We start from the raw sequence: 13744 nt of genomic DNA, 5'->3' as shown, positions 1-13744 counted from the left end.
ATTACGTCTCCTTGCTGAAAATATAAGACTTGCTCAATGTGATAAATGCATCAATTAAGGTGTAGTTAGCTAAATTAAGTAATTTAGTCACATTTGCCCTGCTGGTACTGAGTTGTGTTGCAAGCTGCGCATGCTCAGGTTTATCTTGTTGTAGATATAAAAGCAGTACTTGGGCTTGTTTGTGGCTTAATTTACCCAGTAATAGATCAATAAATCGAATATTCAGTAAAAAGCTTTCGTCACAGGTATTGTTATAGACCAAGCGTTGATGCTTTATATTATCAAGGCCATGACCGGCTTTTACCAATGCTTCACCCGTTGCGGTGGCAAGTCCACCTAATGATAATTTAATTGGGCCGTGGGCAAGGCTCACTTTTACATCTAAACCTCGCTGTATAAAGAATAGTCTTATTGCAATGGCCTGTTTGAATAAGGCTTTTGCTTTTGGCAGGGCGATTTGAAAGCTATCACCACGGAAAATATGAAACTCTGCGCCAAATTCAGCTCTTAAAGCGGTTAGGTAATACTTTAATTGAACAAGCAATTGCTCATAATCACTTTGACGGAGTGATTGTGAGTTCACAATGTCAGCGGTGAGCACGCCCATATAGTTTTCTTGTGAAATCGACATAATAAGTAACCAAAATGAGTAACTTGATTTAATGTAACTTATTTTGGTTGCCTGTTCAAATGTAACCACTCTTGGTTACATTTCTGGTGGTTTTCTATTTGCAGATATCACTAGACTTTAAATTTGATTGTTTGCTTCAAGAACCCATACGTTCACAATAGGGTTCTCTTTCTTATAGCTGATTTTGATATCGAGGAGTTGTCCTGAGACCTGCTCATTGACAGTCATTTTACTTTTCGAGAGAAAATAAAATCCATCGCTAAATGACAAACTGCTGTTATTTTCAATGGTGATCCCTTTGATTTTAGCTAACTCTATTAAGGCGTCTTTAATTGCTAACTCTATGGCTGTACTGAGTAATAAATCTGACGAGATAGCTCCACCATGACCAAAGCTGCCTTTGATCAAACTACGGTCTTGGTAAATAGCTTGAGATTGCCAATTCTCTTCTAATTCAATTGAATTAATGGGTAATACAAAATTACCGATTAGCGTGCCATGATATTCACAGAGCTCATTTAAAATCATACCATGATGTAGGTCCACCTTTGCTTTCACATCACTTTGCTGATTAAAACTGACAGTGTGCCGATTCGAGTGAGAGTCTGAAGATTGGCTGATAAATTCTGTTGCATGTACTTGGCTCTTACCAAGTAAATTAGCGATTAAGGTGGCATTTTGTTGCGCCATTGAAAGCTGCTGGTGGGGTGAGCTGGTATAAAAACTTACGCCAGTAATGGTGTTTGCTTGCTCATCACATAGCCATGTTGGATTACATTGATTAAATTGGCACGTGGATAAACTTGTGAGGGTCTGTTGTTGGCTCAAGGCAAAAGCATCTTGCTCTAATGTTGCGTAACTATAAATAACCCCTTGATAGAAAAACTCGGGCATAAACCGCACTGTGTTTCCTGAAGGTAAAAGGAGCTTAGCGGTGTTTGCAAGTTGCTTAGCGTCTATTTCTGTTATAGCGAATTGATGATGGCTTTGTAATTTGACTAAGGCCGCTTTTCTGCTGCCAGAGATATTAATTCTACCTAGGCTGTCATACTTTGCTGCTGCACCAATAAATCCGATGATTTGATTATGAACCGGTTTGATAAACCAGTGAGGCGCACGATTAGTTTGTTGTTTTTTTAGCCCTAAAGTGCTGTTACACCCTGAGGTAGATGCAAGTGTGATAAGTAAAAAAGTAAAAGAAAAGAGGCTCAACTTCATTGTGCTATTCATCCTTAAAAGCAGCATAAAACGTATTTTGATTAGGGCATATTAAACAGGAATGACTGCTAATCGCAAATTTCTGTTGAACTGTCAGTTTGAGCTTGTTGTTCGGCTTCTAACTTGGCACGTTCAGCTTTAGAAATGTACTTTGGCTTATTGCTTTTATGCAATTTTTCATTTGCTTTTTTGTCTTTCTTCTTTAGCTTTTCGTAGATTTTCTTACGTCTATTCATAGTTGGGGCGTATGCAGCCAATCCCGTTAAGTTGATAGAGCGCTATTTTAATACTAACCCTCAATAATACTCAATCATTTTGAGGGATTAAAACTGACGCTAGCTTTGTTAAAAATTTTTTATTTAGAGCAACTAAACAGCAAAATTTTTGCCGTGCTATCGAGCAGTTTTCCTTGCCTAAAAATAGAGCGCTTAATTAAGAGGGCTGGTATAACTGTTTTTCATTAAGCAAAAAAGCGACAAGTACTTTCTTATTGTACTAGCACAAAAACTTTAATTGTATACAATGTGCAAATTGAGCTGAATAATAAAAAGCATCAATATTTACAGGCAATAAAACTAGGATATTGATGAGAATACTTTGGAGCCAAATATGATCAAACACACCCTAACTGCGCTTGCCGTTTGTGCGGTACTCGCTGGCTGCTCTACTGAAACAACACAAAAAACAAAGTCAGTAGCGGCGCAACAAGCTCAAGTAAGTCGAGCTGAAGTCGACAGCGTGGTTAATACCTACACGAAAAACTTCATCAATCATCAGCCTGCTTTAGCAACGTCTTTAAAACTAGATAGCACTGAGTTTGGTCAATACGCAGATCGTTTACCAAATTACTCATTGGTAGGCATGCAAGCCCTGCAAATTGATATGGACAAAGCGGCGGAGCAACTTAACGCATTACAGAGTAAAAACCTCTCTGAGAAAGACCGCTTACATCTTGCCGTAAATGAAGTGATAGCTCGTTATTATGCGGGTGATAAGCAGTTCAGTGGTGGTTATATTGATACGTGGGGCGGGCATTTACCATATGTAGTAAATCAAATTTCAGGCCCATTAATTGATATTCCAAATATATTGAAAGATCAGCACGCTGTTACGTCAGAAAAAGATGCAACAGATTATCTTAAGCGTTTGTCTGCGTTTGCAAATTTAACAGAACAGGTACGCAGCAAGTTGGCAGATGATGCTAGCAAAGGCATTATCTTACCTAAACCACTTTTTCCGAACACCTTAGGGTATTTAAATAATTTCACAGCACCAGATGCATCTGAACACCCATTGGTGAGTAGTTTTGCTGAGAAACTTAATGAGCTCAAAACGCTTGATGATAAAACCAAAGCAGTTTTAGTTAAAAAAGCAGCGAATATTGTTGAGTCGGAGATTTATCCTGCCTTTGCCAAAGTAAGTAAAGATATGCAAGCCCTTGAGGCAACTGCGCCGAAAAAAGTAGGCATTTGGGCACAGCCAAACGGTGAAGCGTTTTATCAACATGAGATCACTTATTTAGCCGACTCAGCTATGACAGCAGAAGAAATCCATAATGTGGGTTTAGCTGAAGTGAAACGGATTTCAGAGCAGATGGATGCGATTTTAATAGCGAACGGCTATACAGAAGGCTCAGTTGGCGAGCGCATGCAAAAACTAAGCGAAGAGCCGCGCTTCTTATTTGCTGACAGCGATGAAGGTCGCGAGGAACTATTAGCGTTTTTACGTGGTGAAATTAAAACCATAGAAGAGAAAGCGCTCAACTTATTCTCATCTTTACCTCCACAAGCGGTTGAAGTAAAACGCATTCCTAAAGCCGTTGAAGCTGGAGCACCAGGAGGGTATTACAATGCCCCATCACTGGACGGCAGTCGTCCGGGTATTTTTGCGATTAATCTAAAAGACATGAAAGCAGTCCCAATCTTTGGTTTAAAAACATTGACTTATCATGAAGCAGTACCTGGCCACCATTTCCAAATTGCGTTAAATATGTTGCAAACAGATATTGGCCTAATGCGTCAAAATGCATCATTTAACGGTTTCATTGAGGGTTGGGCACTGTACTCTGAACTAGTCGCTTATGAAATGGGTATGTACCAAAATGATCCATTTGGTGACCTAGGCCGTCTGCAAGCTGAAGCTTACCGCGCAGCGCGTTTAGTGGTTGATACCGGTTTGCACCACAAGCGATGGACTCGTCAGCAAGCAATCGAATATTTCGCAGAAGCCACGGGTTCAGCGATGAGTGATGTGGTGTCGGCAATAGACCGTTATATTGCATGGCCGGGTCAGGCGCTAGGTTATAAGTTAGGCATGATTAAGTTTGTTGAATTGCGCGATAAAGCCAAAGCTGAGCTCGGTGACAAGTTTGATATAAGAGCGTTTCATGATTTGATTTTGCTTAAAGGTGCACGCCCACTGGCCATTGTTGAAAGTGATGTTGATGCTTGGATAACAGCACAAAAAAGTTAAGTCAAAGTCCAGCCATTAAAGGGAGCGATAAGCTTCCTTTTTTATTGTCGTTTTTAGAATCCGGCAGGTTTAAAAGCTAGTGGCTACAACGCCCCATTGTCTTTTAGAAGTTGATGAATTGATTCAGCCATCGTTTCATAACCAGCCCTATTGAAGTGAATGTAATCAGATTTCATGGATGGCTTTTTCATTAGCTTAGCGATTAATGAGGGCTCAAATACAATTTGATGCTTGTCTGCTAGAATTTGATAAAGCGGCGCAGAACTCGAAAAAAGACTTTTTTGAGGCACCCCAATGAGCACAACCTCAACGCCGTAGCTTTTTGCTATTTCGATCATGTCATTCAGATTTGCTTGGGTTTCATCGAGGTTTTTATTTTGTAAAATATCATTGCCCCCTTCTAATAAAATAACAATAGCAGGCGCATGTTGCTCAATGACATCGGTAAATCGATTTAGCCCCTCACTGGTTGTTTCTCCTGACACACCAGCGTTGATTACTTTCACACCAGAGAGTGTCTCAAGCACACTTGGATAACTATATTGCTTAGACACCCCAACACCTTGCGTTAAGCTGTCACCAAAGGCCAGAATAACATCATGTTGCTGTAAACGGGTTAGCTTAGGCGCATCACTGCATCCTGTTAAAAAGAAAATGAAAAGTAAGCTGAATATTTTCAAAAAATGCATGCTTAAACCTTAGCTGTGAGAAAATTGCTTTTAACAAGATATAAGCAACATCAAGTAAACGATTGAAAAGAATATAAAGGACTGCTTTAAGAAGCAACAATTAGGATTACGTTATTCACCTATTGAAAGGTGTTAAACGTAGTGGGCTTTTTCGTTTTCTGCTCTTTAAATTTAAGTAGGTTAAAACGTTGGTTAATACCAAAGAGCAAAGAAAGGAAAAATAAGCAGAAAAACAACATTACACTATAAATGTTATCTTCAATCATATTGAATACCAATAAAGCCAAAAAACAAAACGCAGCTAAAAAATATGAGCTTGGTTTAAAGACTTGCTTTGCCATTTAAAAGAGACGCCCTATTAAAAAGTTTATTAAGAATCATTATCAAGTTCCTAAATCTGCACCTAATTTTTAGAACATGCAACTATTGTCGTTAGAATACATATAAAAGCATCCTTTATTATTAATTTTAAATGATGCAGACAGTGCATTCATAAAAAATGTTTCTACTATGAAAACGTACGGGATGAACTCACCGTATAGCAAGATGGCTCTACTTGTGAGACTTGCCGTAAAGGCATAACTTAAACGTTAAAACAATAAAAAAGGCGACAATACATGAAGAGCTTCATACCCATTGCACTGTCATCGTTATTCAGTCTGGTTGCGACAATAGTGAATGCAAAGACGCAAATAGAATACATCGATCAACATAAACTTCATGACATCAATCAAGCCATATCGGCGGCGAATATTGAAAAAGACATCAAAAAACTTGTCAGCTTTGGCACGCGCCATACGTTGTCAGAAACAAAGTCGGATACTAGAGGTATTGGCGCAGCTAGGCGCTGGATAAAGGCTGAGTTTGAAGCTATTTCAAAAGCCTGTGGTGGCTGCTTAGAGGTGTATTACCAATCAGATGTTATCAGTAGTGAAAAGCGCATACCAAACCCAACTGAAGTGGTGAGTGTTATCGCTGTACAGCGTGGGCAAACAGACCCCAACCGTTATGTGATGATGTCAGGTGACATTGATTCGCGTATTACTGACGTGATGAACTTCACCGATGATGCACCGGGTGCAAACGACAATGCATCGGGTTTGGCTGGCACGCTAGAGGCCGCGCGTGTACTGAGCAAATACAAGTTTAATGGCAGTATTGTCTATGCTGCGCTTGCAGGTGAAGAGCAAGGCTTGTTCGGTGGCAAGATCATGGCAAAGCATGCAAAAGCAGATGGCTGGCGATTAAAGGCGGTATTGAATAACGACATGATCGGCAATATCGAAGGCGTGAATGGGGTGATCAATAACACTACCGCACGCATATTTGCCGAAGGCACTCGACAAACAGAAAGCGAAGACGATATTCGCAATCGCCGTTTTCGTGGTGGCGAAGTTGACTCGCCAAGCCGCAATTTAGCACGTTACATAGATTTGATGGCCGACCGTTATATTCCAAATTTAGATACCATGGTGGTATATCGTTTAGATAGATTCCGCCGTGGTGGACATCATCGCCCATTTAATGATTTAGGCTTTCCGGGTGTGCGCATTATGGAAACCAACGAAAACTACAACAGACAGCATCAAGATTTACGCACCGAAAACGGTATTGTCTATGGTGACACCATTGATGGCGTCAACTTCGATTATGCGGCTAAATTAACAGCGCTCAACGCCGTCTCGCTTGCTGGCATGGCATGGGCACCGACGCCACCAGCAAAAGTCAGTATCAAGGGGGCTGTTTCACCAGACACTACACTGTCGTGGCAACTTGCTGACAAAAAAGAAAACCCACAGCTAGCAGGTTATAAAATCTATTGGCGACTGACAGACGCACCGCAGTGGCAATACAGTAAGTTTGTCGGCAAAGTCGACAGCTATACGCTGAAAAATGTGGTGATTGATAACTACTTCTTTGGTGTTGCCAGTGTTAGCAAAGACGGGTTTGAAAGCCCAGTGGTGTTCCCGGGTCACGCTGGAGATTTTGGGGACTGAAGTATGTACTGATAGTGGCTATGAAGAACAATACAAAGCTAGTTATGCTCCAGTCATAAATAAAAAAGCCTCAGTCATGACTGAGGCTTTTTAGTAAGAAAGTGAACTTCTTTAGAAATTAGTGGCTGGCAGTCAGCGTTAAACCGCTATAAGCGTTGTAACCACGTAACATAATGTAGTAAGTGCCACCGGTACCCGTATTTAAACTACAGCTTTCGGTATTCCCGTTACGGTAAGGGCGACAGTCATAGGTCGAAGTCGTCGGTGCTTGGCCTTTTCTAACATACAGATCAGCATCACCTGTGCCACCTGAGGTATTTACATTAAGCGTGACGCCCGCAGGAACATCAATGGTGTAAACTACTTGAGAGTTAGAAGCGCCAGACAGGTTGGTTTTAGGCACGCCATTTTGCAAACAGCTATCACCACAACTTGTGCCATCAGCAGTCTGAGCTTTTAGCGACACGCCAGAGAAAGCTTGATAACCATGAACCATCACATGCCAAGTACCCGCAGTTGGGTTATTTACAGTACACGTTTCTTCGTTACCATTTTTGTATGGACGACAGCTATAAGACGACTTCGAAGGTTTAGTACCCTGTTGGATGTATAAATCAGCATCACCAGAGCCCCCCGTAATGTTGAAAGATACTTCTGCTTTGTTTGCTGGTACATCAAAAGTAAAGAATTGCTCTGAATTAGTCGCGCCAGAGATTGATACTGCAACACCATCTTGAAGTTCATTGCTTGGTGGATCGACCGGATCAACAGGGCCAGTACCATTATCGCCATTCGGGATCTGTCCGTTGAAGTGACTCGATACTTGTGGCCAGATCAGGCTGATTTTAGCGCCTTTGTTGGTACAACCACCTAAATGGTGAAGGGCAATGACTTTATTTGTTTGGGCTGCCAAAACAGGAGAACCTGACGAACCACCAATGGTGTCACAGTAGTAACCTAAATCAGTGCCCGTCCCACGACCGGTTGCGTTTGCGTCATTGACTGAACATAAGCCTGTCGCATCACGATCTGATTCAATTGATAACTCTTTAGGGTTACCTGAGCCATGTTGAGGGATGTAAATTCGCTCGCCCTGTGTAGCATCACGCACATCAAGACCAAAGTAACCAAATGGTGCCGCTTTCGCGAAATCATTGATAGTAAATAGCGTGTAGTCTAGCGTGTAGTCAGTTTTAAGTAGATCTTTACCTGTTACTTTTACAACGGTATCTAATGTTGAACCATTACATGAGGTATGCTGATAATTGAACCAAACTTCTGTGTTGGCAAGCTCTGCACTTGAATCTACACAGTGGTTGTTGGTAAACATGCGGTTGTCACTACCTACACGCCAACCTGTACATAAGCCTGCACCGTTCATCAGCAGTCGAGCAACAGGGCGTGAGCGTTCAAACTCAGTTGGGTTAGAATTTGCCCAGCACTGAACATCTTTTCGCTCCATGGCACCACAGGTTGAGTATATGCCCGTGTCAGTCTCAGCTGGCTGAACGAGTTCATTTTCAGTGCCATGATAGTAGCTGTCTATCTCAGCATTTAATGTATTCATTTCACTCTGTGCCAAAAGCGCATTACCCACATTGTTTCCAGGCGTATATTCAACAACGACTTTGTCCGCAGAGACAGACATAGCGTAGAAAGAAGACACGCCATCATCACCTTGCGCAGTCGTCGCTGCATTCATATTAAATTCTGTGTACTCGTAGCGCTCGCTGCCATCTTCTGAGCGAACTACCAACTTACCACCATTTTGCAGTTTGATATTTTTGAAGTGGAGTTTGATATAGCTTGCATTGGGATGCGAAACAGTTTGTGTGATCACAGACTGACCGTTCATGCTTGCCGTTGCAAACTGACTGCTAAGCGGCAAATTCAGTTTAGAGGCTTTACCAATTGTGGTTTTTTGCGCTTTTGAAGTGTATTTCATCATTTGCGCTTCGGTTAATGGTGCTTGAGCCAATGCAGAGGCAGAAGCAACGCCAAGAATTGGCAGTAACATTTTTAATTTCATTTTATAGTTTCCTTCAACTTTGTATTTTTATTGGTACTAAGTACCGGCGGTAAAACTAGCTTAGAAAACTCAATAGGTAAATTTAATGTTAATAATGTTTTAATATTAAGTTTTTAAAATTCCTTCGGTTTAGAAATATAGACGGCTGCAAGGTTTCCTGAGTCTAAATTGGATTTGTTTTTAAGTGTATGATTTTAAATGAATCGATTCTCTTATTTCGTTAATTAGCAAGATTGTTGTGATTATTAAAATAAAAAATATTGCAGATGAAATTTTTTAATATTATGTTGGTGTATATACAAAAGTATTAGCTTTTTGAGGGTTCAACTTGGCTTGTGATGAGTGACCGAAAGCATCAAATAACTGAGTGCACACAGAGTTGTTGGGTAAGGACAGAGTTTATGTCGGCTTTTTATCGGGATATTCAGATACAGGTCAGGTTAAGGTTTTATAATCCCCGCACTTTTTCAACAACAACTATGATTAATAGATAAAAATAAGGTGTGAGTGATAGCGTGAAATCCATATTGGCATTTTTAGGCAATCGAAACTGGATGTTATGGGCATTATTGCTTGGGGTTGCAACTGGTTTGATATTTGGTGAGCGGGTGGCATTTTTGCAACCCATTGGTACCGGCTTCGTGAAGTTGATGCAAATAACCATATTTCCTTACATTGTTGTGAGCCTGATAGTAGGTCTCGGCAAATTTAATCCTGAACAAGTAAAAAGCATTTTAGTAAAAGCAGCGACTGTGATGATAACTTTGTGGATCGTTGGTCTAGCCGCTATATGGTGCTTTACCCTCACTTTACCAAAGCATGATGCGGGTACGTTTTTCTCTCCTGCTCTGATCTCTCCGGCGACATCGATTGACTTTGTTGCACAGTATATTCCAGATAACCCTTTTGCCTCCTTAGCTGAAGGTAATGTACCGGCTATTGTGATTTTCTGTATTGCTTTAGGTATGTCACTGATTGCTAACAAACGAAAAAGCCAAGTCTTAGACTTTCTTGAAGTTGTAGGTCAAGGGCTGACCGTGATCTCTAAAAAAATCATCGCTATTTTCCCTATCGGTATTTTTGCAATGACTGCCAGTACAGCAGGTACATTGAGCGTTGAGCAATTACATAACTTGCAAGTGTATTGGGTGTTGGTACTGTGCTTAGGCTTATATTTAATGCTGGTGTTATTGCCAATGTCAGTGGCGGCTGCAACGCCAATAAAATACAGAGACTTAATTTATGTGATGCGAAATGCCTGGATAACGGCTTTTAGTACAGGCAATGTATTTATTGTGCTGCCAGTGATCACCGAAGGGATTAAAGCCCACATGCGTAAAATTGGTCGTAATGATGAACAGTCAGATCATATTGCCGAGGTTTTGGTACCAATTGCATATACTTTCCCGAGTTTAGGTAAATTAACGACCCTGATATTTGTTATGTTCGCGGCTTGGTTAACGGGCAATCCCGTTAGTTTTAGCGATATTCCCAATGTGACGCTCTCGGCTATGTTGAGCTATTTTGCAAACGTACATATTGCGATCCCGTTTTTATTAGACAGCTTGCGGATCCCCGCTGACAGCTACCAACTCTATCTTTCAATGTCGGTACTCAGTGCCAAAGTTGTCTCGCCAACCACAGTGGTGTATATCTTTGCCTTTGTACTATTGAGTATTTTTTATTGTCGAAAACAGCTGCATTTTAAAAGGTTAAGAGCGGCTTATTATGTTATTTTGCCATCGGCGCTATTGCCTGCTTTTATGCTGGCCAGTTTTACCCTTAATACTCAACTGGCTGCGAGCAGCAAAGCAGCGAATGAAGTCATAGCGAACATGGTGGTGTCAGATAAAGTACCAGCACATGTGTTGAACCACGTACCAAAAGCTTATCAAAGCGGTGAATTGTCTTTAACCAATATTGACGTTATTAAGAGGCGCAACTTACTGCGTATTGGCTATGTAGTCGATAACGTACCGTTTAGTTATTTCAATCAGAAAAATGAACTTGTCGGCTTTGACATTAGCCTGGCCCATAAATTAGCCAGTGACTTAGATGTTGAAGTCGAGTTTATTCCATTCAAAAAGCACCAATTGAGCGAATACCTTAATAAAGGATATTTCGATATTGCGATGTCGGGCCTCGAGATAAATGTAGCCGACTTAACGAAAGTGCGTTTCAGCCACAAGGTGTTAGAACTGCAATTGGCAATTTTAGCGAGAGACTATGAGCTCGCGCGCTTTAAAAGCATTGAGCAAATTAGAAGCTCAGGTGATTTAAACTTTGCGCACATGGAATACGGCCCTTTATTAAAGCAGGTGAGCCAGCGTACCAGCTCAATTCAGTTTAAACAGCTGACGACTTTGCAAGATTACTTTAAATCGCCAGATCAATTCGATGGTTTAGTCATTAGTGCAGAAGCTGGGTTTGCATGGAGTATGTTCTACCCTGAATATGGTGTCGTTGTGCCTGAAGGCGACATGCAAAAGTACCCGGTTGGTTTCGCTGTTGCAAAACGCAATTTAGATTTATTGAGTTATGTCGATGCTTGGCTGGCTATTCAACAAATCAATGGCAGCATTGATAATGCCTACAATTATTGGATTTTAGGGCAAGGAACCAAGTCAAAAGAAACCCGCTGGTCGGTACTTGATGATGTCATAGAGTCCGACGAGAAAAAGTAGCGAAGCTCCAAAAAGGTTTGAGAGCACGGATTAAAGCCGTGCTCTCGTTGTTTTAGCTCTCAACGGAACTGAGCAAATCGTTACTATCTAAACGGTGATATAAAAGAACAGCCAAGCTCCATGTCGATAATGAGAGAGCCGTTGCAAGCGCAGCACCAGTTAAACCAAATTTAGGAATAAATAACATATTGGCAATCACATTAATCGCAACGGCAATCACACCAAACCCCATAACTTGCTTACCTTGCCCAGTATATTGCAGCCAAGTGGCAGTGATCGCCGCAACAGCCGTTATCGCATAACTTGGAATTAAAATCAGTAGAGCATTTTTCGCATCAGAATAGTCTGTACCGAACAGCTTCAATAAGTCATCAGAGATAAACCAAAGTAATGAACCGACTACAGTGGTCATGACTAGAGTAATAAACCTTGCTTTACCAAAAAGTTTGCTAGCTAAATCTGGATTATTATCAAGTTGCCTGCCAATCAGTGGCAGAAATAAACTCGCAATTGTAACCTGCGTCACAGGAATGATATGCGCAAGGGTATTGGCTGCAGAAAAATGCCCAACATCGTGCTCATTTGCCAACCATTCAAGCATTAATAAATCAGTTTGATTTAACATCAGTGTCACCAGCATAGCTAACATCATAGGAATTGATTGTTTAAGCAGTGCCTTGTCAGGAGTGGCGGACTCAAAAGGCGTAAGAGTAATGATATTCTTTTGAAATAATAACCATATTTGCCATACCACAATGACAATCACGATCATGATCCCCGCAAAAATGACAAGCTCAACACTGAGCTCAATATAAAAGTACGCTAACGCTAGGACTGCGCATGTTTTTAAAAGAGGGAGAGCAACACGCCATGGTAAATTAGAAAAAGCCAGTAGTTTGGCACTTTGCAGTACTCGGCTTAGTAGAGCACCCAGCGCAATAATAGGGACTGCAACAATCATTAAAGATAGGGCATGGTGGCCATCAGCATCGAAATGAATGACATGGAAATAACTTAAAAACCAAATCAGTGAGATAATAAAAATTGAAATGATAAACGCACGTTTTATATAGCAAGCTAAATACGCTGATACCGCTGAGTTATCTTTATTAGCGATATGCTTAGATAAAATTCGAGGGGCGAGTCTGTCACCACCAAGTAAAACCAATACTGATGCAAGCATAGTGATACTGTATGCGACTTTATAGTCACCATATTGATGTGCTTCTAAATGCTGGCTTAATGTGACATTGAACCAATAGTCAGCTGTATAACCAAAAATGATTGAGAAAACGAGTAGCCAGGTACCTCGGCTTAAATAGTTTTTTTGGTCTTCCACATTCTTACCCTAATTCGCGTTTTTTAATAAATTATCACCAAACTTTGAATAGAATGTGGAAGTAGACAGCCTGAGGTATTATTTAACACTCACGCTTTGTATTTTGATGTAAGCCTCACCACCTTTAGCATCGGTTAAGTCTGGGACAAAATACAGCGCAGAGACATGATTTGTAATAATGCCTTTATCGATTGAAGAAGCGGGTGTCCAACTCGGTCGTTGAAAGTCATTTAGGGTGACCGTCTGAGTCGTCCAAGTACTGGCTGCAGGTAAAACAGTTTGGTAATGAGCATATGTTTTATCGCCTTCTCCCCCATAGTCTTTTTGCGATAACTTGATGACCATATCTTTATCACTTTGATAGGTCAGAGTAATACTAGCCTGCTCAGGCAACTGCTTGCTTGGGAGGTCGTAAATGAGCTCAACCCAAGAGTTGTTCAGCTTGTCTACTCGAGGAACTCGTTTAAAAGCAATTTCTACACGCTCAGTGGTGACGAGTGAGCCATTCAAAATAGCTTGACTACCGTGCGGATCGGTTGCATAACGCCATTGCGTTTCATCCAGTTTGGTTGAGTCTGTAACTTGGCAGCTAAGTAAAACAACAGAGAGTATGGCGCCTATGCCGAGAGCTAACTTATTCATGAGAGTGTCCCTTTATTCTTGATAACGCCACGATAAAGGTGAG

At 41.0% G+C, this 13744-nt stretch carries 10 protein-coding genes; 3 read left to right on the top strand and 7 right to left on the bottom strand.

From position 1 onward, the window contains the following. Window position 1 precedes the first annotated feature (1 nt). From ABMY35_RS14605 to ABMY35_RS14595, 3 genes are all read right to left on the bottom strand, one after another. Window positions 2-631, bottom strand: coding sequence for a hypothetical protein (locus ABMY35_RS14605; protein WP_349286879.1), 630 nt, complete (start codon window positions 629-631; stop codon window positions 2-4). 117 nt (window positions 632-748) lie between these two features. Beyond that, window positions 749-1849: a hypothetical protein gene (locus tag ABMY35_RS14600; protein WP_349286878.1), complete on the bottom strand. Its 1101-nt coding sequence runs from the start codon at window positions 1847-1849 to the stop codon at window positions 749-751. Between the two features lie 68 nt (window positions 1850-1917). Next, window positions 1918-2085, bottom strand: coding sequence for a DUF2986 domain-containing protein (locus ABMY35_RS14595; RefSeq protein WP_083496681.1), 168 nt, complete (start codon window positions 2083-2085; stop codon window positions 1918-1920). A 373-nt stretch (window positions 2086-2458) separates the two neighbouring features. Here ABMY35_RS14595 and ABMY35_RS14590 point away from each other — a divergent pair, with 373 nt between their 5' ends. Further along, window positions 2459-4321, top strand: coding sequence for a DUF885 domain-containing protein (locus ABMY35_RS14590; RefSeq protein WP_349286877.1), 1863 nt, complete (start codon window positions 2459-2461; stop codon window positions 4319-4321). A gap of 83 nt (window positions 4322-4404) precedes the next feature. Here the strand turns inward: ABMY35_RS14590 and ABMY35_RS14585 are convergent, their stop codons facing one another. Beyond that, window positions 4405-5010, bottom strand: coding sequence for an arylesterase (locus tag ABMY35_RS14585; RefSeq protein WP_349286876.1), 606 nt, complete (start codon window positions 5008-5010; stop codon window positions 4405-4407). Between the two features lie 617 nt (window positions 5011-5627). On the opposite strand from ABMY35_RS14585, the gene ABMY35_RS14580 reads away from it, so the two are divergent. Then, window positions 5628-7007, top strand: coding sequence for a M28 family metallopeptidase (locus ABMY35_RS14580; protein WP_349286875.1), 1380 nt, complete (start codon window positions 5628-5630; stop codon window positions 7005-7007). Between the two features lie 118 nt (window positions 7008-7125). Here ABMY35_RS14580 and ABMY35_RS14575 read toward each other — a convergent pair whose 3' ends face one another. Next, window positions 7126-9036, bottom strand: a complete 1911-nt coding sequence (locus tag ABMY35_RS14575; protein ID WP_349286874.1) for a serine protease — start codon at window positions 9034-9036, stop codon at window positions 7126-7128. A 554-nt stretch (window positions 9037-9590) separates the two neighbouring features. Here ABMY35_RS14575 and ABMY35_RS14570 point away from each other — a divergent pair. Continuing rightward, window positions 9591-11720 (top strand): cation:dicarboxylase symporter family transporter, encoded by a 2130-nt coding sequence (locus ABMY35_RS14570; protein WP_349286910.1) that lies wholly within the window; start codon window positions 9591-9593, stop codon window positions 11718-11720. Window positions 11721-11772: 52 nt separating this feature from the next. Here the strand turns inward: ABMY35_RS14570 and ABMY35_RS14565 are convergent, their stop codons facing one another. Both ABMY35_RS14565 and ABMY35_RS14560 read right to left on the bottom strand, forming a co-directional pair. Beyond that, window positions 11773-13059, bottom strand: a complete 1287-nt coding sequence (locus ABMY35_RS14565; protein WP_349286873.1) for an oligosaccharide flippase family protein — start codon at window positions 13057-13059, stop codon at window positions 11773-11775. A 78-nt stretch (window positions 13060-13137) separates the two neighbouring features. Continuing rightward, window positions 13138-13701: a carbohydrate binding domain-containing protein gene (locus ABMY35_RS14560; RefSeq protein ID WP_349286872.1), complete on the bottom strand. Its 564-nt coding sequence runs from the start codon at window positions 13699-13701 to the stop codon at window positions 13138-13140. Window positions 13702-13744: the final 43 nt, after the last annotated feature.

The organism is Pseudoalteromonas sp. BZB3 (assembly GCF_040104455.1).
Classification (GTDB): domain Bacteria; phylum Pseudomonadota; class Gammaproteobacteria; order Enterobacterales; family Alteromonadaceae; genus Pseudoalteromonas.
Note: the sequence above shows the minus strand (reverse complement) of the source record. Positions and strands in the feature narration are given on the sequence as shown.